The 17,759-nt window shown below is 67.6% G+C and carries 16 protein-coding genes and 1 pseudogene; 9 read left to right on the forward strand and 8 right to left on the reverse strand.

The window, feature by feature from the left end:
* Positions 1 to 8: 8 nt before the first annotated feature.
* Positions 9 to 545, reverse strand: a complete 537-nt coding sequence (locus QSJ19_RS07185) for a carboxymuconolactone decarboxylase family protein (protein WP_286319361.1) — start codon at positions 543 to 545, stop codon at positions 9 to 11.
* Between the two features lie 26 nt (positions 546 to 571).
* On the opposite strand from QSJ19_RS07185, the gene QSJ19_RS07190 reads away from it, so the two are divergent.
* Positions 572 to 1,039 (forward strand): MaoC family dehydratase, encoded by a 468-nt coding sequence (locus QSJ19_RS07190; RefSeq protein WP_286319364.1) that lies wholly within the window; start codon positions 572 to 574, stop codon positions 1,037 to 1,039.
* Positions 1,040 to 1,065: 26 nt separating this feature from the next.
* Here QSJ19_RS07190 and QSJ19_RS07195 read toward each other — a convergent pair whose 3' ends face one another.
* The 3 genes and pseudogenes from QSJ19_RS07195 to ramB all read right to left on the reverse strand — a co-directional run bounded on the left by QSJ19_RS07195 (position 1,066) and on the right by ramB (position 5,712).
* Entirely contained in the window at positions 1,066 to 2,553 is a 1,488-nt protein-coding gene (locus QSJ19_RS07195) for a lipase family protein (protein ID WP_286319365.1), read from the reverse strand.
* A 98-nt stretch (positions 2,554 to 2,651) separates the two neighbouring features.
* Positions 2,652 to 3,975: pseudogene (locus QSJ19_RS07200) on the reverse strand (lipase family protein).
* Positions 3,976 to 4,293: 318 nt separating this feature from the next.
* Positions 4,294 to 5,712 (reverse strand): acetate metabolism transcriptional regulator RamB, encoded by a 1,419-nt coding sequence (gene ramB, locus QSJ19_RS07205; RefSeq protein WP_286319366.1) that lies wholly within the window; start codon positions 5,710 to 5,712, stop codon positions 4,294 to 4,296.
* A 126-nt stretch (positions 5,713 to 5,838) separates the two neighbouring features.
* Between ramB and QSJ19_RS07210 the strand changes: the two genes are divergently transcribed.
* The 4 genes from QSJ19_RS07210 (at position 5,839) to QSJ19_RS07225 (ending at position 10,448) form a co-directional block, all read left to right on the forward strand.
* Entirely contained in the window at positions 5,839 to 6,606 is a 768-nt protein-coding gene (locus QSJ19_RS07210; protein ID WP_286319367.1) for a hypothetical protein, read from the forward strand.
* A 438-nt stretch (positions 6,607 to 7,044) separates the two neighbouring features.
* The gene (aceA, locus tag QSJ19_RS07215; protein WP_187588778.1) at positions 7,045 to 8,340 is read left to right on the forward strand and encodes an isocitrate lyase; all 1,296 of its coding nucleotides are present in this window, start codon (positions 7,045 to 7,047) and stop codon (positions 8,338 to 8,340) included.
* A 194-nt stretch (positions 8,341 to 8,534) separates the two neighbouring features.
* Complete coding sequence (locus QSJ19_RS07220; protein ID WP_286319368.1) at positions 8,535 to 9,419, forward strand: 3-hydroxybutyryl-CoA dehydrogenase; 885 nt, start codon at positions 8,535 to 8,537, stop codon at positions 9,417 to 9,419.
* A 303-nt stretch (positions 9,420 to 9,722) separates the two neighbouring features.
* Positions 9,723 to 10,448: a heparin-binding hemagglutinin gene (locus QSJ19_RS07225; protein WP_286319370.1), complete on the forward strand. Its 726-nt coding sequence runs from the start codon at positions 9,723 to 9,725 to the stop codon at positions 10,446 to 10,448.
* A 103-nt stretch (positions 10,449 to 10,551) separates the two neighbouring features.
* On the opposite strand, the gene QSJ19_RS07230 is transcribed toward QSJ19_RS07225, so the two are convergent.
* Complete coding sequence (locus QSJ19_RS07230; RefSeq protein WP_286319371.1) at positions 10,552 to 11,076, reverse strand: XRE family transcriptional regulator; 525 nt, start codon at positions 11,074 to 11,076, stop codon at positions 10,552 to 10,554.
* A 75-nt stretch (positions 11,077 to 11,151) separates the two neighbouring features.
* On the opposite strand from QSJ19_RS07230, the gene QSJ19_RS07235 reads away from it, so the two are divergent.
* On the forward strand, positions 11,152 to 12,351 hold the full coding sequence (locus QSJ19_RS07235) for a benzoate/H(+) symporter BenE family transporter (RefSeq protein ID WP_286319372.1): 1,200 nt from the start codon (positions 11,152 to 11,154) through the stop codon (positions 12,349 to 12,351).
* Positions 12,352 to 12,367: 16 nt separating this feature from the next.
* On the opposite strand, the gene QSJ19_RS07240 is transcribed toward QSJ19_RS07235, so the two are convergent.
* The 3 genes from QSJ19_RS07240 to QSJ19_RS07250 are packed head-to-tail and all read right to left on the reverse strand — an operon-like array spanning position 12,368 to position 14,906.
* On the reverse strand, positions 12,368 to 13,237 hold the full coding sequence (locus QSJ19_RS07240; protein ID WP_286319374.1) for a polyphosphate kinase 2 family protein: 870 nt from the start codon (positions 13,235 to 13,237) through the stop codon (positions 12,368 to 12,370).
* Between the two features lie 50 nt (positions 13,238 to 13,287).
* Positions 13,288 to 14,097 carry an SDR family NAD(P)-dependent oxidoreductase gene (locus QSJ19_RS07245; RefSeq protein WP_286319376.1) on the reverse strand — a complete coding sequence of 270 codons (810 nt, stop codon included), beginning with the start codon at positions 14,095 to 14,097 and terminating at the stop codon, positions 13,288 to 13,290.
* Positions 14,097 to 14,906: a TetR/AcrR family transcriptional regulator gene (locus tag QSJ19_RS07250; protein WP_286319658.1), complete on the reverse strand. Its 810-nt coding sequence runs from the start codon at positions 14,904 to 14,906 to the stop codon at positions 14,097 to 14,099. The genes QSJ19_RS07245 and QSJ19_RS07250 overlap by 1 nt, the downstream gene beginning before the upstream one ends.
* A 40-nt stretch (positions 14,907 to 14,946) precedes the next feature.
* On the opposite strand from QSJ19_RS07250, the gene QSJ19_RS07255 reads away from it, so the two are divergent.
* From QSJ19_RS07255 to QSJ19_RS07265, 3 genes are all read left to right on the forward strand, one after another.
* Complete coding sequence (locus tag QSJ19_RS07255) at positions 14,947 to 16,299, forward strand: DUF445 domain-containing protein (RefSeq protein WP_286319378.1); 1,353 nt, start codon at positions 14,947 to 14,949, stop codon at positions 16,297 to 16,299.
* Between the two features lie 65 nt (positions 16,300 to 16,364).
* Positions 16,365 to 16,817 carry a helix-turn-helix domain-containing protein gene (locus QSJ19_RS07260; RefSeq protein WP_286319380.1) on the forward strand — a complete coding sequence of 151 codons (453 nt, stop codon included), beginning with the start codon at positions 16,365 to 16,367 and terminating at the stop codon, positions 16,815 to 16,817.
* Between the two features lie 4 nt (positions 16,818 to 16,821).
* A complete protein-coding gene (locus QSJ19_RS07265; protein ID WP_286319382.1) occupies positions 16,822 to 17,709 on the forward strand; it encodes a histone H1-like repetitive region-containing protein in 888 nt (295 codons plus the stop codon).
* Positions 17,710 to 17,759 lie beyond the last annotated feature (50 nt).

Here is a 17,759-nt window from a genome sequence, read left to right on the forward strand (position 1 = left end):
GGATGCGTTCAGACCCGCGTATCTCGTTGCACGCGTAGCGTTCCGATGGTCGTCGCGAGCATGTCGTATTGGCCCACCAGCAGGACGAACGCGATGAGCCGGCGCTCGTCGAGGTGTCGCGCGAGGGCCGCCCATGTCAGATCCGAGATGTCCTGGGTGCCGACGAGCTCGTCGGTGGCGAGCAGCAGGGACCGCTCGCGGTCGCCCCAGCCGGCGTCCGGTCCCTCGATCACCCGGTCGAACAGTTCACCCGTGATCCCTGCGCGGGCACCGAGTCGCCGGTGGTGATCGAGTTCGTAGTCGCATGCGCGCAGATGAGCGACCCGGATGATGATCATCTCGCTCTCTGTCCGTGACAAAGCCCCGAACGGCATCAGCCGCGCCCCGAAATGCAGCCACGCGCGGAACAGACCCTTGGCGCGTCCGAGGGTGGAGAAGATGTGGGCGTCGGCGACGCCGATCGTGCGGGCGGCACCGCGCGCGAAGATCCAGTTGATCGGACCGAGGTCGCGCAGACCGCCCGGTGCGACCCGAGGAGTGCTCATGGGTGCCACGGTAGACTACCGGGACTATGACGAGCACCACACAGCGAACGTTCACCAGTGTCGACGAGATGAAGGCGGCGATCGGGGAGGACCTCGGTTCGGGGGAGTGGTTGGAGATCACCCAGGACCGGGTGAACGCCTTCGCCGACGCCACCGGCGACCACCAGTGGATTCATGTGGATCCCGAACGCGCCAAGGACGGACCGTTCGGTGCGCCCATCGCCCACGGTTTCCTGACGCTGTCCTTGCTCCCGGTGCTGGCCGGCAGCATCTTCACGGTCGACGGCCCGAAGCTCGTCATCAACTACGGCATGAACAAGGTGCGCTTCCCGAGTCCCGTACCGGTCGGCTCCCGCATCCGCGCCAACGCCGTCATCACCTCGGTCGAGCAGACCGGCTCGGGCGTGAACATGGTCGTCAAGAACACCGTCGAGATCGAGGGCGCCGACAAGCCCGCCTGCGTCGCCGAGAACGTCCGCGTCCTCGTCTACTGAGCGACCGACGGACCTGCTGATCCGGCCTAACGCGGCGCCCGCGGACAACCATCGGTCGGCGGACGACCCGCCAGGCGGGCCTCGAGCCAGTGCATCGTGTCCTCGAAGGCGACGAACACCGTCGTCATGTGTTCACCCGGATAGTCGCGATACGTCGCGTTGACCCCGAGCCGGCATTGTTCGTCGAACAGTGAGCGCGCCTGACTCGCCGGAATCCACCACTCCTGCGCCCCGTGATAGACGTAGACCGGCATCGCGGCGGCATCGCCGGCCATGTCGGTGATCGTGTAGATCCGTTCGGCCACCGGCGAATGGAACGGGTCGGGGCTCGTCGACAACACCTGCGTCGGGACGAACGTCAGCCCGAAGTATCCCATCGTGCTGGTGCACAGGTTCTTCAGGACGGAATTGATCGACAGCCATCGAGCGAGGTTGTTGGCCATCGGCAACACTTCTGGACGTTCCCGGGCGATGCCGAGGATCGCGGCGTGGAAGACGCCGGTACCCAGGTTCGCGTTCATGCTCGACGCCAGCACCCGGTAGTCGGCGGGCACGCCGCCGATCGCCGCGCCGACGAACCGCGGAACGAGCTCCGGTGCGTACGAGGTCACCAGCTTGGCGGTCGCGTTGGTCGCGATCGCGCCGCCCGAGTAGCCGATCATCGCGACGGGTCCGCGCGCGAAGTCGTCGGTGTCGATGCCGGCGGCACCACGAATCGAGTCGAGCACCGCGTGAGCGGCGACGTACGGTTCGGCGTAGGCCATCCGCGGACCGGTGTGATCGGGGATGATCACGGCATACCCGCGGGCCAGCGCGTCCTGGGTGACCGGCGGTCGGATGTCGGTGCTGTTGGTGTCGGGCGTCTCGCCGTGCGAGAGCATCCACCCGGCGGTGCAGCGGGCGCCGAGGGCGACGATCGGCAGATTGTTCACCAGGATCGGGCGGGCACCCGGGCCCGACCACGCTGTGGGCGGCACCAGGATGGTCGCGGTGGCGAACGACGGAAGGCCGCGCGCGTCGCGGGAGGCCACCTTGATCTGGCGCGCAGACCCGACCCGCGCCTTCAGCAGGACGCTCGCGACGCGGGTCACGTCGCGGTTCGCGAGGATCTCGCCCGGTAGACGGTCGGCGAGGTCTGCGGGCCAGTCGTCGAAGAACGCGTCGCCACTCGGCGACGGCATCACGGCCTCGCGGAACTCCTGCAGTTCGTGATCGGCGTCGGGGGTGACCGACCGCGCCGGTATGGACCGCAGGTGCGGGATCGGCGGCGGGGGGATCATCGCGTCGAGATCGGCGGGCAGGTGGGCCGGTGCCGGGGCCAGGTTGGGCGGATCCGCGTGTGCCGCACCGCCGACAGCCGGAATCAGTGCGAGACCGAGTGTGAGTGTCGCCGCCAGGATCACGCTCAGGACCGCGACCCGACACCTCGACGACGCTGTGACCGACGCCGCCACCCCTGCTCCCGTACCCGCATCTGCATATCCGAACCGTCCACCGGCTCCCATCCCCGGCATCTGCGCCCTCCTCGTCCCGGCGATACGCGGGGACGAGAACACCTCTGCCGGTCATCGTGACACCGTGGTCGCACTGCTCAACACCTGTTGCAAGCATCCTAGGCGGGACATTCGGCCGGCGCAGGCAAACCGCGCAGACGCCGGTCGAGCCAATCGAGCGCGCCGGGATAGCCGAGCGCCGCGGCGGAGAGGTGCTCGCCGCACACCTCCCGATAGGACGCTTGCGTCCCCAGTCGGCATTGCTCGCGATGAAGGGCGCGAGCACCCGCCGCGGGTATCCACCATTCGTGGGTGCCCTGACAGATGTAGAGCGGCACCGCCGACACGCGATCCGTCATCCGCGTGACGCGGTAGATGTGTTCGGCGACCCGGGAGCGGAACGGGTCGGCGTCGCGGGACATCAACTGCATCGGCCAGAAAGTCTGTCCCGCAGGCGCTGCCGGCACGGTGCAGACGTTCTTCAGTGGCGAGGTGGCGATCCACTGCGCGAGGTCGTCGGCCATGGTGAGGATCTCGGGACGCTCCCGTGCGATGCCGAATGTGGCGGCATGGAACAGGCCTGCCGCCAGGTTCGCGTTCATGCTCCCGACGAGCATGCGGAAGTCCGCGGGAACCCCACCGAGCGCGGCGCCGACGATCCGCCTGCGCTACTCGGGTGCGTACCCGGCGACCAGTTTCGTCGCGCCATTGGTTGCGATGGCGCCACCTGAGTATCCCGACAGCACGATCCCCGACCGGCCCAACCGTGCGGCGTCTGTTGCGCTCGCCGCGCGGATCGCATCGAGGATGACATGACCTGCGACGACCGGCTCGGTTCAGGCCATCCGAGGTCCCTGATGATCCGGGATCAGCACCGCGTAGCCGCGCGCCAGGGCGAGCTGGGTGGTCGGTGGGATCAGGTCGGTGGGGTTCGTCGCGATCGAAAAGCCATGCGCAAGGTCGTATCCGGGCGTACACGCGGTCCCCAGTGAGTCGATCGGGAGGTTGTTGACGAGGATCGGCAGTGGGCCCCGGCGTTGTGTCCGGGGCACGACGATCGTGGCTGTTCCGAACGTCGCACGATCTCTGACGACGGGACGTAGATGTTGAGCCGGCCCGCCTTGCGAGCCGAGCGTGTCGGTGCTGCGGAACTTGATCAGTCGCGCCGAGGAGATGGGCGCGGTGACCACCGGCGCGGCCGTGCGGGTGACGTCCCGGGTGGAGATGACCGTGCCCGGACTCAACCGTCCGAGGTCACCGGACCACCGGTCGAACATCGGGATCACCGGTGTGCGATGGCAGTGCGGCCTCGCGGAACTCGAGCATCCGCTGATCGAAACCGTTGGCGTGGCCGCGGATCGGGATGCGGGACAATCGCGGGTACGGTGCCGACGGTATCGCCGAGTCGATGGCCGACGGCACCTGAGGCGGTACCGGCAGCATGTTGGGAGGATCGGCGGGGGCTGGAGCCGCTGTGGCGAAGACCAGGAGCGCGGCCGTGAGAACCACCGCGCCGGACACGGCGCGGGTCGGTGGGGCGAGCGCCGAACGTGCCGCGGTTGTGCAGGAGAAGCGTTGGGCGGCAGCCGGAGACCGTGTTCGCATCATGGAGCACTTCCGGTCGGGCGCGATCAGATCCCCGATGATCGTCTCGCTGGCGCCACGCTACGACGAGGGCGACAGGCGCACGTGCCGGACGCGCGAAGAGGTGCCGCGACTGTCATCCGACCGCGACGCGCGTTGCGCCGGAAGCGGTGCGGCTCAGCTCATCATGTACGGCGAGACGGTGCTGCGGTGTTCGTCGATCGTCAGCGTGGCGCCCAAAGCGGGGAACGCGCGCTGAGGGCAGTTCACCCGCTCGCACACCCGGCATCCGGCGCCGATCGGCGTGATCCGGGCCTGCGGACCGATCTCGAGGCCGTCGGAGTAGATCACGCGCGCGGCGTGGCGCAGTTCGCAGCCGAGCCCGATGGCAAAGGTCTTGCCCGGCTGGCCGAATCGTGCGGCACGCCGCTCGACGGTTCGGGCCACCCAGAAGTAGTCGCGGCCGTCGGGCATCTCGGCGATCTGCGTCAGGATCTTTCCGGGGGAGGCGAAGGTCTCGTACACGTTCCAGAGCGGACAGGTGCCGCCGCTGGACGAGAAGTGGAATCCGGTGGCGGACTGTCTTTTCGACATGTTTCCGGCTCGGTCCACTCGGACGAAGGAGAACGGGATGCCGCGCAGGTTCGGCCGCTGCAACGTCGAGAGCCGATGGCAGACGGTCTCGTAGGACACCGAGTAGAACGCCGACAGACGCTCGATGTCGTAGCGGAAATCCTCTGCCGCACCGTGGAACTGACTGTAGGGCAACACCGCTGCCGCCGCGAAGTAGTTCGCGAGACCGAGCAGGGCCAGCGAACGGGCGTCGTCGCTGGTGAAGTTGCCGTCGTCGGCGAGGCCCTCGAGCAGCTCCCCGTACTCGAGGAAGCACAGTTCTGCGGCCAGCTTCATGGTGCGCTGCCCGGCCGAGAGGGCTGCGGAGAACTCGAGACGGCGGGTCTCCTTGTCGAACCGGTGCAGCGTGTAGTCGCCGAGATCCACGCGGCGCACGATGCTGACGCCGTGCACGTTCTCGAGTCGGTTGGAGATCTCGCGACGGATGTCGGCCGAGTGCATCCGCATCCGGTCGGTCATCTCCTCGGCGGCCACGTCCAGCTCGTGAATGTAGTTGCGGCGCTGGTAGAAGTAATCCCGTACTTCCTCATGGGGTGCGGTGATGGAGCCACGCATGCTGCGGTCGCCGCGTTCGTCGGTCGCCGCGGCGAGCTGGTCGGTGGCGATGCGGTAGCGCTGATGCAGATTCACCATCGCCTGGGCGATCTCGGGGTGCGCGGCGACGACGGCGCTGATCTCGTGGGCATCGGTGGCGCCGGGTGCGGCCTCGACGTCGTCGTCGAGCAACACCTCGCGCAGTTCGGCGACCAGCCGGACAGTGTCCTGCGAGTCGAAGAACTCCTCGTCGATCCCGAACACCTCGGTGATCCGCGACAGCACCGGAACCGTCAACGGTCGGGCGTCGTGCTCGATCTGATTGAGGTACGACGCGGAGATCGACAGGGACTGGGCGAGCGCGACCTGCGACAGGCCGCGCTCGGAGCGCAGCTGACGCAGACGCGATCCGACGTACGTCTTGGTCATGCCACCCTCCCACCGGGGCCGATCGATCGTCGGGGACTCGGTCCGCTCGCGACCACGGGTCCTCGCCCGACCGCAGGCGCCGTCCCGGGGAGGATCCGGCCTGCATGTTCAGGGTACGGTGACCGCGTGCGTCTGAAGGAGGTGCGCCACTCGGCGCCGACCGTCGCGGTCGCCGCAGTCCTCGTCCTCGCCGCCCTGGCCGCCTGTGGCACGAGCACGCCACCCACTCCGGCGCAATCCTCGGCTGTACCGGCCGATCTCCTGCTGTCGCCGGCGGACCTGCCCGGCGGTTTCGCCCCGACACAGCTGTCGGTGGCCGACCTCGTCGCCGGCAATCGCGGTCCGATCGAATCCGCGGCCACCTCGCAGGTCACGCCGTCGGAGTGCACACCGAGCGCCGACGCCGATCTCAACTCCCAGGTCAGGCCCGATGACTCCGCGGTCCTCGCCGCGAGGTCCCGGTCGGGGGCACTGGTCGAACTGGTCACCACCGCCCGCCGCGACATCGAGTCCGACATCCGGGTGACCACCGGTCGCTGCTCGACGACGACCACCGTGATCGGCACGGGCACGATGCGCGGCACCCGGATCGTCACGCGGTACGAGGAGCTGTCGACCCGGGGCCTCGCACACGACTCGACGGCCGTCGAACAATCCCTGGCAGTGCGGTCGACGGCCACGACGACACTGCCCGACGGGGCGGTCAGCTCGCAGATCGGGTACGCGGGGTACGCCATCGTCGCCCGACCGGGCGGCTCGACGGTCACCGTCCAGCTCACCGTGTCCGGCGATGCTCCACCGGCGGCGACGACGCCCACCGACGGCGTCGAGCCGATGCCGGCCGCGACCTTCTCCGGGCTCTTCGACGACGCCGTCACGACCGCCACCCGCTGACCCTCGCGGCCCCGCACGACGTGTCGTGGCGCCGGGGAACGACCTCGGACACGCATCGTCGATGTGAACCCGGTCACACCATCGCTGGAGTTCGTGCAGCGGTCGACGTACGCGGGGTCACTGTGGTCGGTGGATCGGGCATCTATCCGGCCGTGAGAACATGCAGTACGCGCGTACTTTTTGGCGACGAGGTGTCGGTTTTTCACAGATCCAGATTTGCAAACTTTGCAAGACTTTGCCGAACTATGGACCAGTTTTGCAGTAGAAAGGGATTGGACCTGCAGGTTTGTCCTGTGGCACTCTTGTCTCAGACGCCGCCGGAGAACGATGATTTGTTCGCACAATTTGCGTCCGGTTACGGACACAACGGCGCTGTCAGTCAGCAGATCGGCTCGGGCGCCACCGGGTCGAGGCAGGACAACGAAAGCGAAGTAGGCAATGAGCAACGTCGGAAAGCCCCGCACAGCCGCCGAGATCCAGCAGGACTGGGACAGCAACCCGCGCTGGAAGAACGTCAAGCGCGACTACACCGCCGAGCAGGTCGAGCAGCTGCAGGGCTCGGTCGTCGAGGAGCAGACCCTTGCTCGTCGCGGCGCCGAGATCCTGTGGGAGGGCGTGAACGCCGGCGACGGCAGCTACATCAACGCACTCGGTGCGCTCACCGGTAACCAGGCCGTGCAGCAGGTGCGCGCCGGCCTCAAGGCGGTCTACCTCTCCGGGTGGCAGGTCGCCGGTGACGCCAACCTCTCGGGCCACACCTACCCCGACCAGTCGCTCTACCCGGCCAACTCGGTGCCGTCGGTGGTGCGTCGCATCAACAACGCGCTGCTGCGCGCCGACGAGATCGCCCGCGTCGAGGGTGACGACTCGGTCGACAACTGGGTCGTGCCGATCGTGGCCGACGGCGAGGCCGGCTTCGGTGGCGCCCTCAACGTCTACGAGCTGCAGAAGGCCATGATCGCCGCGGGTGCAGCCGGTACCCACTGGGAGGATCAGCTCGCCTCGGAGAAGAAGTGCGGCCACCTCGGTGGCAAGGTGCTCATCCCCACCCAGCAGCACGTCCGCACCCTGAACTCGGCCCGCCTGGCCGCCGACGTCGCCGGCGTCCCGACCGTGGTCATCGCGCGCACCGACGCCGAGGCCGCCACCCTGATCACTTCCGATGTCGACGACCGCGACAAGGAGTTCGTGACCGGCGAGCGCACCGCCGAGGGTTACTACCACGTCAAGAACGGCATCGAGCCGTGCATCGCGCGTGCGAAGTCCTACGCGCCCTACGCCGACATGATCTGGATGGAGACCGGCACCCCGGACCTCGAGCTGGCTCGCAAGTTCGCCGAGTCGGTCAAGGCCGAGTTCCCCGATCAGCTGCTGTCCTACAACTGCAGCCCGTCGTTCAACTGGAGCAAGCACCTCGACGACAGCACCATCGCCAAGTTCCAGAACGAGCTCGGCGCCATGGGCTTCACCTTCCAGTTCATCACGCTGGCCGGCTTCCACTCGCTCAACTACGGCATGTTCGATCTGGCCTACGGTTACGCCCGTGAGCAGATGACCGCATTCGTCGACCTGCAGAACCGTGAGTTCAAGGCCGCCGACGAGCGGGGCTTCACCGCCGTCAAGCACCAGCGCGAGGTCGGCGCCGGCTACTTCGACAACATCGCCACCACCGTCGACCCGACGAGCTCGACCACCGCGCTCAAGGGATCGACCGAAGAGGGTCAGTTCCACTAGGAGCTGGGCCAGCCCGCCTCACTTGCCCGCCTCTGCGGGGCTTTGGCGAACCAGTCAGGCGGTCCGCGGCTTTCGCTGCGGGCCGCCTGCTGGCATATCACGGGCTCTGTTCGTGCCCGGCAAGTTACCCATGTACTCACCAGATCAGTTGTCTCGTCACTCTTTTCAGTGAGCCTGTGTACTAGGAGTTCGTCATGGCAATCGCGAAGATCGCCAGGGTCGGCGTGGTGGGGGCCGGTCAGATGGGGGCGGGCATCGCCGAGGTCTGTGCCCGGGCGCAGACCGACGTGCTCGTCTACGAGGCCAGCCGCGAGCTCATGGCCGTCGGCCGCGCACGCATCCTGCGCTCGCTCGACCGTGGCGTGTCCAGCGGCAAACTCACCGAGCGTGAACGCGAACAGGCGGCCTGGCGCCTGCGGTTCACCTCCGATCTCGGCGACTTCGCCGACCGGCAACTCGTCTGCGAGGCCGTCGTCGAGGACGAGGCGGTCAAGACGCGGATCTTCGCCGACCTCGACAAGGTCGTCACCGACCCCGGTGCCGTCCTCGCGTCGAACACCTCGTCCATCCCGATCATGAAGCTGGGCATGGCAACCCAGAATGCGAATCGTGTCATCGGCATGCATTTCTTCAACCCGGTCCCCGTGCTGCCCCTCGTCGAGGTCGTCACCACACCGATGACGTCCGACGACGTGAGCGAGCGCGCGGAGACCTTTGCACATGACGTGCTCGGGAAGCAGGTCGTGCGGTCCGCCGACCGCTCCGGTTTCGTCGTGAACGCGCTCCTGGTGCCCTACCTGCTGTCCGCGATCCGCATGGTGGAGGGCGGTTTTGCCAGTGTGGAGGACGTCGACAAGGCGATGGTCCTCGGATGTGCCCACCCGATGGGGCCGCTGAAACTCACCGACCTCGTCGGCCTCGACACCGTCAAGGCGATCGCCGACAAGATGTACGAGGAGTTCAAGGAACCGCTCTACTCGCCGCCGCCCCTGTTGTTGCGCATGGTGGAGGCCGGCCGGCTCGGGACGAAGACCGGCCAGGGCTTCTACCGCCACGCCGAGAACGCCTCCGGCGACTGACCCTCCCGCACGACCCGTCGCACGCGAACAGCGGTGCGCCTTTGTCGTGCGTGTAGACGGCAGATCAACTCCGGGTGACATGTGCCACCTGCGCTAGCAGAATGCTTGCATTTGTTAGCAGAACGTGGATACTGGGTATCGGAACCACAGAAATGGCTCGATGCGCCATCGGTACCGACACCGGCTGCACCGGATGGTCTGGGGGGTGATCATCCGATGGTTATTGTGCCGCAACATTTTTGGCAACTGTCGATGCGATGACCGCAAGATCGACCACACACAATCTATCTGGAGGAGTTCGCTGTGAGTGAATCCACCCGCACCCTGGCCAACCCGATCTACGCTGCTGTCGGTGCCGGCGACTACGTCGTCGCGCAGTTCAACGACATCGTCGCGCAGTTGCGTGAGCGGACCGAGTCCGCGACCGAGGCCGCGCAAGCCCGCCTCGAGCAGACCCGCGGCGACGCGCAGGCACGCCTCGACGAGGCCCGTGCCCGCATCAATACCCTGCCCGAAGAGGTCCCGGCGTCGATCGAGGACCTCCGCGGCAAGCTCGCCGGCGATGAGCTGCGCAAGGTCGCCGAGGGGTACCTCGAGTCGGCCACCGGGTTCTACAACTCGCTCGCCGAGCGTGGCGAGGAGACCGTCGAGCGTCTGCGCCAGCAGCCGCTGGTCCAGGAGAACCTGGACCGTGCGGAGAAGGTGTACAACGACGCCGTCGACCTCACCGAGGACACCCTCGGCGTGGTGTCGTCGCAGACCCGCCTCGTGGGGGAGCGCGCCGCGAAGCTGACCGGCCGCGTCAGCAGCCGCGTCGAGGACGTTGCCGCCGACATCGAAGAGGCCGGACAGACCATCAAGGCCGAGGCCGCGGACGCTGCTTCCGAGATCGACGGCGCCGCAGGCACTGTCGAGGCCAAGGGTCGCACCGCCAAGGCGTCGCCGGCCAAGAAGATCGCCGCCGCCAAGAAGGCCCCCGCCAAGAAGGCTCCGGCCAGGAAGGCTCCGGCCAAGAAGGCGACCAGCTGATCTGAGATCGCCCAGCCATCAACGGATTTCGGTTCCGCTCACCACACCCGGTGGGCGGGACCGAGTCGTCTTGCGGGAGTGAGCGGGGGATGGTGCGGGCACGTCAGCCGGGGGAGTGGATGGTCAGGACCGCTGTCGCGCCCGCCGCGCTGCGATAGGTGTGCTCACGATCGCTGATCCACTGCAGCGACTCACCTTGAGTGGCAACCTGTTCGGCACCGACGGGACCGGCGCGCAGATCCCCGGTCACCACGTGGACGTGCTCGACGACGCCCGGTCCGTGCGCCGGGGATGTGCGCACTCCGCCGGGTAGGACTCGTAACCAGACGACCTCGGTGGTGGCGCCGTCGTCGTGGTGCTCGACGTGCAGGATCTGCGCATGCAGGAACTCGCCGCTGCCCTCGGTGCCTGCGGCCTCACCGAGCAGGGCGGTGAGTGGCACCCCGAGCGGGCCCGCCACCGCGTAGAGGGTGTCCAGCGTCGGGTTGCGCTGACCCGACTCGATCTCGGAGAGAGAGCCCTTGCCGATCCCGGCTCGACGGGCCAGCTCCGACAGAGACATCCCGCGATCGCCACGGATCGTCGCGATCCGGCTGCCGACGGCTCGGCGCCGCTCTTCGACCGTCACTGGTGCTCACTTCCACGTCGGTACTCGCCACACGCAACGTTCTGTTTACAGAACGATTCCGGTAGGGTGGCCCGGGTGACCATCACAGCACACACCGGTCGCCAGCAGCCGATCGTCGCGGGCATCGTGACCGCGCTCGTCGGTTTCACGTCGTCGTTCGCCGTGGTCGTCGCAGGTCTGCGGGCCGTCGGCGCGACCGCGGAACAGGCGGCGTCGGGGCTGCTGGCGCTCACGGTGGTGTTCGGACTCGGGATCATCGTGTTGAGTCTGCGGACGCGGGCCCCGATCACCCTGGCGTGGTCGACTCCGGGCGCGGCGATGCTGGTCAGCATGGGCGCCTCGTATCACGCGGGGTGGCCGGCCGCGGTCGGGGCGTTCCTCGTTGTCGGTGTGCTGATCGTCGTGACCGGGTTGGTGCCGGCGCTCGGGGAGGCGATCTCCCGGATACCCACGCCGATCGCGCAGGCCATGCTGGCCGGCGTGCTCCTGACGCTGTGTCTGGCGCCGATGCGGTCGCTCGTGGACGCGCCGGCGCTCGCCATCCCCGTGGTGGTGATCTGGCTGGCCGCGACGCGATGGGTGCCGCGGTCGGCGTTGCCGCTCGCAGTGCTGACCGCGCTCGTGGCGATCGGGATCCACGTGGCGGTCGCCGGTGCCGACGTGGCGTCGGCGACCTGGCTTCCGACGCTGGAGGTCACCGTCCCCGAGTTCGACCCGGCGGCAGTCATCGGCATCGGTGTGCCCCTGTTCATCGTGACCATGGCGTCGCAGAACATCCCGGGTGTCGCGGTGCTGTCGTCGTTCGGCTACGTCACCCCGTGGCGGGCGGCGATGACCGTCACCGGCGCGGGAACCCTGCTGGCCGCACCGTTCGGCGGGCACGCGATCAATCTCGCGGCGCTGTCGGCGGCGCTGTCCGCGGGGGAGGAGGCCGGGCCGGATCGCTCACGACGCTGGATCGCCGCGGTCACCGCCGGGATCAGCTATCTCGTCCTCGCGGCGCTGTCCGGCGTGCTCGTCACCGTCGCCGCCATCGCGCCCGGTGGTCTCATCGAAGCCGTTGCGGGACTGGCGCTCCTGGGTACCTTCGCGGCCGCGGTCGTCGGTGCGTTCACCGCCGCCGGCACCCGCGTGCCCGCCGCCCTGACCTTCATCGCAGCGGCCTCCGGGGTCACGTTCTTCGGTATCGGCGGGGCGTTCTGGGGACTCGTGATCGGGTTGATCGCCCACGCCGTGCTCCACTCGGGCCGGCGGTCTGCCGACGCCGGGCACTGACTCGCTCCGTCAGGGCTCACTCCGTCAGGGCGGCGACCCGCCGCTTCTCCGCCTCGACGTCGAAATCGGCTTTCGGCCAGTCCAGTTCGAGCCCCTCGAGGGCGCTGATGAGGAGTTCGCAGACGGCCAGGCGGGCAAACCACTTGCGGTCGGCGGGGATCAGGAACCACGGTGCCTGATCGTCGTCGCAGCGATCGAAGATCGCCTGGTAGGCCTCGAGATACTCGTCCCAGAAGCCACGTTCGTCGATGTCGCCGGGGTTGTATTTCCAGTGTTTGTCCGGGCGGTCGAGGCGCTCGGTGAGCCGTGCCTTCTGCTCCGCCTTCGACACGACCATCGCGCATTTGATGATCGTCGTCCCGTTCGCGACGAGGTCGCGCTCGAATCGATTGATGATCTCGTAGCGCTTCTCCCACTCCGCCTGTGGCACCAGGTTGTGCACCCGGACCGGCAGGACGTCCTCGTAGTGGGACCGATCGAAGATCCCGATGCGCCCGCCCGCGGGCAGAGCCCGGTGAATGCGCCACAGGAAATCATGGTGCAGCTCTTCGGGAGTGGGCTTGCCGAAGCCGCGGATGGCGAGACCCTGCGGATCGACGAGACCGCCGACGTGACGCACGATGCCGCCCTTGCCCGCGGTGTCCATGCCCTGCAGCACCAGGAGAACCGACCGGTGATCGCCCGCGCGGCCGTTGGCGTACAGGAGCTCCTGCAGATCGGCGAGCGTCTCGCCGCGTTCGACGAGAAGGTCGGCGCCGCGGACCTTGTCGCCGTCGAAACCCGGTGTCGACGCCGGGTCGAACTCGGCGATGGGGCCGGTCTCGGTCACCCGCAGGGATCGGGCGGCTGGCGTGATCCAGCCGTGTGCCGCGTCGTGCTTGCCCATCTGATCGACCTCCTGATGCGTGGGATGCCCTGTCGCGTGGTGACAGAGGCTCAGCTGATCGCCCTCGCGGGTCCACCGTCCGGCGGGAAGAGTGGACCACCCCCGAAGGCCCCGCGGTGGGAGTCCGGTGGTGTTCCGTCGTTGTTGGTGACCCCGTAAGCGATGCCGAGTTCGGCGGTCACCAGTGTGCGGCCGTTGTGGTCGGCCAGGGCGGGATCATCGGCGAGCGCGGCGATCACGCGGCCGACGAACTCGGGATCCTCGGCGCGTTGCAGGGAGAAGCCGGCGAACTCGTCGACACCCAGAGAGAGCAACAACTCGGTGCGGATCAGCCCCGGCCACAACGACACCGCGGTCACCCCGGTCCCGTCGAGGTCGTGGCCCATGTCGAAGGCCATCTTGTCGAGGGCGGCCTTGCTCATGCCGTAGAGCACCGAATGCAGATGTCCGCGTGAGCCGAACGACGAGATGGAGGCGATCAGTCCGCGGCCGGTCGGGACCATCAGCCGCGCCGCATGCACCGACGCCACGTAGTGTGCGCGCAGCCCGACCCCGATCAGGGTGTCCCAGTCGTCGACGGGTCGTTCCCAGAAGGTGTCGGAGAATCCGCCGAAGCCCTCCGGGGACGTCCATGCGTTGTTGACGAGCAGGTCCAGGCCGCCGGCATCGCGCGCGATCGTCTCGAAGACACCGGCGACCGCGTCGTCGTCGGTGTGGTCGCAGGCCAGCGCGATGGTGCCGTCGGGGCCCGTGCCGCGACGAGAGGTCACGTAGACGGTCCACCCGTCTGCGAGCAATGCGGTGGCCACGCCCTGTCCGACACCCCTACTGCCGCCGGTCACGAGAGCTGTCCGCGCCATCACGATTCCCCGTTCCCGTCATGGTGGAGATCATCCCCGACTTCGGGTGGCTCCGGCAGCGGCGGAGGGTCCGCGGTGAACGCCTCGCGGGAGCCGTTGACCGCGGCGATCCCGACAATGGAGCTCCACGACATCATCGTCAGGTAGTCGATGAGGGCGTCGACCGGGATCGGGCGGTCGGTCATCCACCAGTCCACTGCACGCTGGATGCCGCCGACCAACGCGTTCGACCACACCTCGGCACCCGAGATGTCGGCATCGCGCTCGGTCATCCGCAACACCAGAACGCCGGTCATCAACTGCGCGACCAATTTCTCCGAGTCGGCGGTCGCGGCCGCGGCCGGCTGACCGGTCAGCGCGAACTTGTACAGGTTGGGCTCGTCGGCGACGGCTTGCACATAGACGCCGATGACGGTGCGGGTCAGGGTGTACTCGTCGACGTCGTCGGTGATCGCCTCGGTGAGCCGCGGCAGCAGGTTCTTCTCGAAGAAGCGCACGGCCGTGGCGATCCCGAGGTCGTTCTTGTCGGTGAAGTAGCGGTAGAGAACGGTTTTCGAGACGCCGATGTGCGCGGCGATCTCGTCCATACCGACGTCCGCGCCGAGGTTGCGGACCGCGTCCATCGTGCCGTCGGTCAGTTCGGTACGTCGCGCCGCCTTGTGCTTCTCCCACCGCTGGCGACGACCGTCCGGCTTCGCGCCCGCCTCCGTGACGGTGCTCAGCAGGGCCTGCTCGATCCCCCTCGTCACGTTGGTGGCGGCCGCCACGGCGGCGCGTGCTGCCGCGGCGGGACTCGGGCGATTGGCCATCACCTGGCTAGCGTAGTGGGTGGCGGGTAAAACTGGTCCAATGGCATCAACAGTCATTTCGGGCGTATCCGGTGAGCCGGAACGGCCGTCGGAGGTCGAACCGCCGCGGACCTCACTCGGCTTCGGTGCCGACACGGCGGGCGACGCGTCGCGCCGCCGAGACCTCCGCCGGATGAAGGTCGTCGCGACCGGATTCCTGCTCTTCGCCGCAGTCGTCTATCTGTTCACCCGCTATCTCGAGCATCGTGACGGAACCGATGTCGGCGCCTGGGTCGGTTACGTCCGGGCCGCGTCGGAAGCGGGCATGGTCGGCGCGCTCGCCGACTGGTTCGCCGTCACGGCGCTCTTCAAGCACCCCCTCGGCCTGCCCATCCCGCACACCGCGCTGATCCGCAAGAAGAAGGACGACATCGGCGATCAGCTCGGCGGATTCATCGAAGAGAACTTCATGACGCCCGAGGTGATCGAACATCGGGCCACGAGTCTCGAATTGCCACGCCGGCTCTCGACCTGGCTCGCCGACCCCGCGAACGCGCCGCGGGTGTCCGACGAGGCGACCCGGATGATCTCGCTGGCCGCCGAGATGCTCCGCGACGAAGACGTCGAGAAGCTCATCATGTACGCCATCAAGTGGGCGGGTGAACCGGAATGGGCGCAACCGCTCGGGCGCATCCTCGAACAGCTGATCGCCGAGAACCGGCTCGAGCCGGTGTTCCAGCTGGCCTGCGACCGGGCCCACGAGTGGGCGCTGGGCAGCCAGGAGCTGATCGACCGCGTCGTCGACCAGGATGTCGGGCCGACGTGGAAGCCCAAGTTCGTCAATGCGTTGCTGGGCGACAAGATCTACCGCGAACTCGTCGACTTCACCTACAAGGTGCGCACCGATCCGGACCATCAGTTCCGGCGTTCGATGCACCAGTTCGTCGAGCAGTTCGCCGACGACCTGCAGCACGATCCCGCGATGATCGAACGGTTCGAGTCCATCAAGCAGGAGCTGATCGGCCGCGACGAGGTCTCGGATGCGTCGTCGACGGCATGGAAGACGGGCAAGGCGGTCATCGAGCAGATGCTCACCGACCCGAACAGCACCCTGCGGAACTCGTTGTCGGACGCGGTGATCCAGCTCGCGACCCGGATCCGCGACGACCGGCCGCTGCAGGAGAAGATGAACGGCTGGGTGGCCCGAGCCGCGCGTCACGTCGCCGTCAACTACTCGCAGGAGATCATCTCGGTGATCACCGAGACCGTGCGCGGCTGGGATGCCGACGACACCAGCCGCAAGATCGAGCTGCAGGTCGGGCGCGATCTGCAGTTCATCAGGATCAACGGCACCGTGGTGGGCGCACTGGCCGGCCTCACCATCTACACGGTGTCAGTCCTCATATTCGGTTAGCAGCCTGCTTGCACCTGTTAGCACACCCGCTGATACTGGTCATCAGGAACTTCAACGGGAGTGTGATGGAACCGGACGAGAACGAACTGCCCGACCGCGTCGACGGGTTCGAGCTGCCGTCGGACGACGACGGCAGCTCGAACGGACCGGTCGAGGCCGTTGCGAACGCCGCTCAGGATGCCGTCCAGGACATCGGTGCGTTCATCCGTTCCCAGCGGGTCGCCGCCGAGGTGTCCCTGCGACAGCTGGCCGAACGGGCGGGGGTCAGCAACCCGTACCTCAGCCAGATCGAACGCGGTCTCCGCAAGCCGTCGGCCGATGTCCTCGCCCAGATCGCCAAGGGCCTGCGATTGTCCGCGGAGGTGCTCTACGTGCGTGCCGGGATTCTCGAGGAACGCCCGGCCAGTCCGGTCCGCGACGCCTTGCTCGCGGACGGATCGATCAGTGAGCGGCAGAAGCAGATGCTGCTCGAGATCTATGAGTCGTTCCGAAGAGAAAACGCCGACGTCGAGGAGTGAATCCATGCCCGACAATCCGTTGACCACCGTCATCGAACAAGTCACCGCACTGCTGAACGATCTGCGTGCACGAGGTGAGGCCGCCGGCGAAGAGGCGCAGAAGCGCCTCGGCCAGGCGCAGAACAAGGCGCAGATCCGTGTCGACGAGACCCGCGGGTCGGCGTTGGCGGTCTTCGAGGAGGCGCGCACCAAGCTCTCGGCCCTGCCGGTGGAACTGCCGGACGAGATCGATGACCTGTTCACGCGGTTCAGCCCTGAGGAGCTGCGCAAGGTGGCCGAGGCATACCTGGCCGTCGCGGCCGGTCTGCTGACCGCGCTGTCCGAACGCGGGGAGGAAGTCGTCGAGAGGCTCAAGACTCAGCCCATCGTCGAGGAGAACCTGCCCAAACTGGAAAAGGTGTACAACGACGCCGTCGGACTCACCGAGGACGCGCTGGGAACCATCTCCGGTCAGACCCGTGCCGTCGGCGAACGTGCCGCCGTACTGGCCGGTCTGACGTCGGGCAAACCCGACGAGGTCACGCTCGATCCGGCACGGAAGGCACCCGCCACGAAGGCGGCAGCAAAGAAGGCGCCGGCGAAGAAGGCGGTAGCGAAGAAGGCGCCGGCGAAGAAGGCGGTAGCAAAGAAGACGGCAGCGAAAAAGACGCCCGCCAAGAAGGCCGCCGCCGTCCAGCAGCCCGCGAAGAAGGCCGCTGCGAGGAAGACCGCTGCGAAGAAGACTGCCGGCAAGAAGGCAGCTGCGAAGAAGGTGCCGGCCAAGAAGACCGCCGCGACGAAGACCGCCGCGAAGAAGACCGCCGCGACGAAGACCGCCGCCAAGAAGACTGTGGCAACGAAGACCGCCACCAAGAAGGCTCCCGCGAAGAAGTCGCCAGGTCGCAACGCCTGACCGCTTCGCCCGGGTCGCACCCGCGGCCGACATGTCTAAGCTGGTGGCGT

This window comes from Gordonia sp. ABSL11-1 (assembly GCF_030315685.1).
Classification (GTDB): Bacteria; Actinomycetota; Actinomycetes; order Mycobacteriales; family Mycobacteriaceae; genus Gordonia.

Excerpts from the sequence above, each read along its gene's own strand:
- QSJ19_RS07185 (WP_286319361.1), bottom strand. The coding sequence starts at position 545 with ATGAGCACTCCTCGGGTCGCACCGGGCGGTCTGCGCGACCTCGGTCCG.
- QSJ19_RS07190 (WP_286319364.1), top strand. The coding sequence starts at position 572 with ATGACGAGCACCACACAGCGAACGTTCACCAGTGTCGACGAGATGAAG.
- QSJ19_RS07195 (WP_286319365.1), bottom strand. The coding sequence starts at position 2,553 with ATGCCGGGGATGGGAGCCGGTGGACGGTTCGGATATGCAGATGCGGGT.
- ramB (WP_286319366.1), bottom strand. The coding sequence starts at position 5,712 with ATGACCAAGACGTACGTCGGATCGCGTCTGCGTCAGCTGCGCTCCGAG.
- aceA (WP_187588778.1), top strand. The coding sequence starts at position 7,045 with ATGAGCAACGTCGGAAAGCCCCGCACAGCCGCCGAGATCCAGCAGGAC.
- QSJ19_RS07220 (WP_286319368.1), top strand. The coding sequence starts at position 8,535 with ATGGCAATCGCGAAGATCGCCAGGGTCGGCGTGGTGGGGGCCGGTCAG.
- QSJ19_RS07240 (WP_286319374.1), bottom strand. The coding sequence starts at position 13,237 with ATGGGCAAGCACGACGCGGCACACGGCTGGATCACGCCAGCCGCCCGA.
- QSJ19_RS07245 (WP_286319376.1), bottom strand. The coding sequence starts at position 14,097 with ATGGCGCGGACAGCTCTCGTGACCGGCGGCAGTAGGGGTGTCGGACAG.
- QSJ19_RS07250 (WP_286319658.1), bottom strand. The coding sequence starts at position 14,906 with ATGGCCAATCGCCCGAGTCCCGCCGCGGCAGCACGCGCCGCCGTGGCG.
- QSJ19_RS07255 (WP_286319378.1), top strand. The coding sequence starts at position 14,947 with ATGGCATCAACAGTCATTTCGGGCGTATCCGGTGAGCCGGAACGGCCG.
- QSJ19_RS07260 (WP_286319380.1), top strand. The coding sequence starts at position 16,365 with ATGGAACCGGACGAGAACGAACTGCCCGACCGCGTCGACGGGTTCGAG.
- QSJ19_RS07265 (WP_286319382.1), top strand. The coding sequence starts at position 16,822 with ATGCCCGACAATCCGTTGACCACCGTCATCGAACAAGTCACCGCACTG.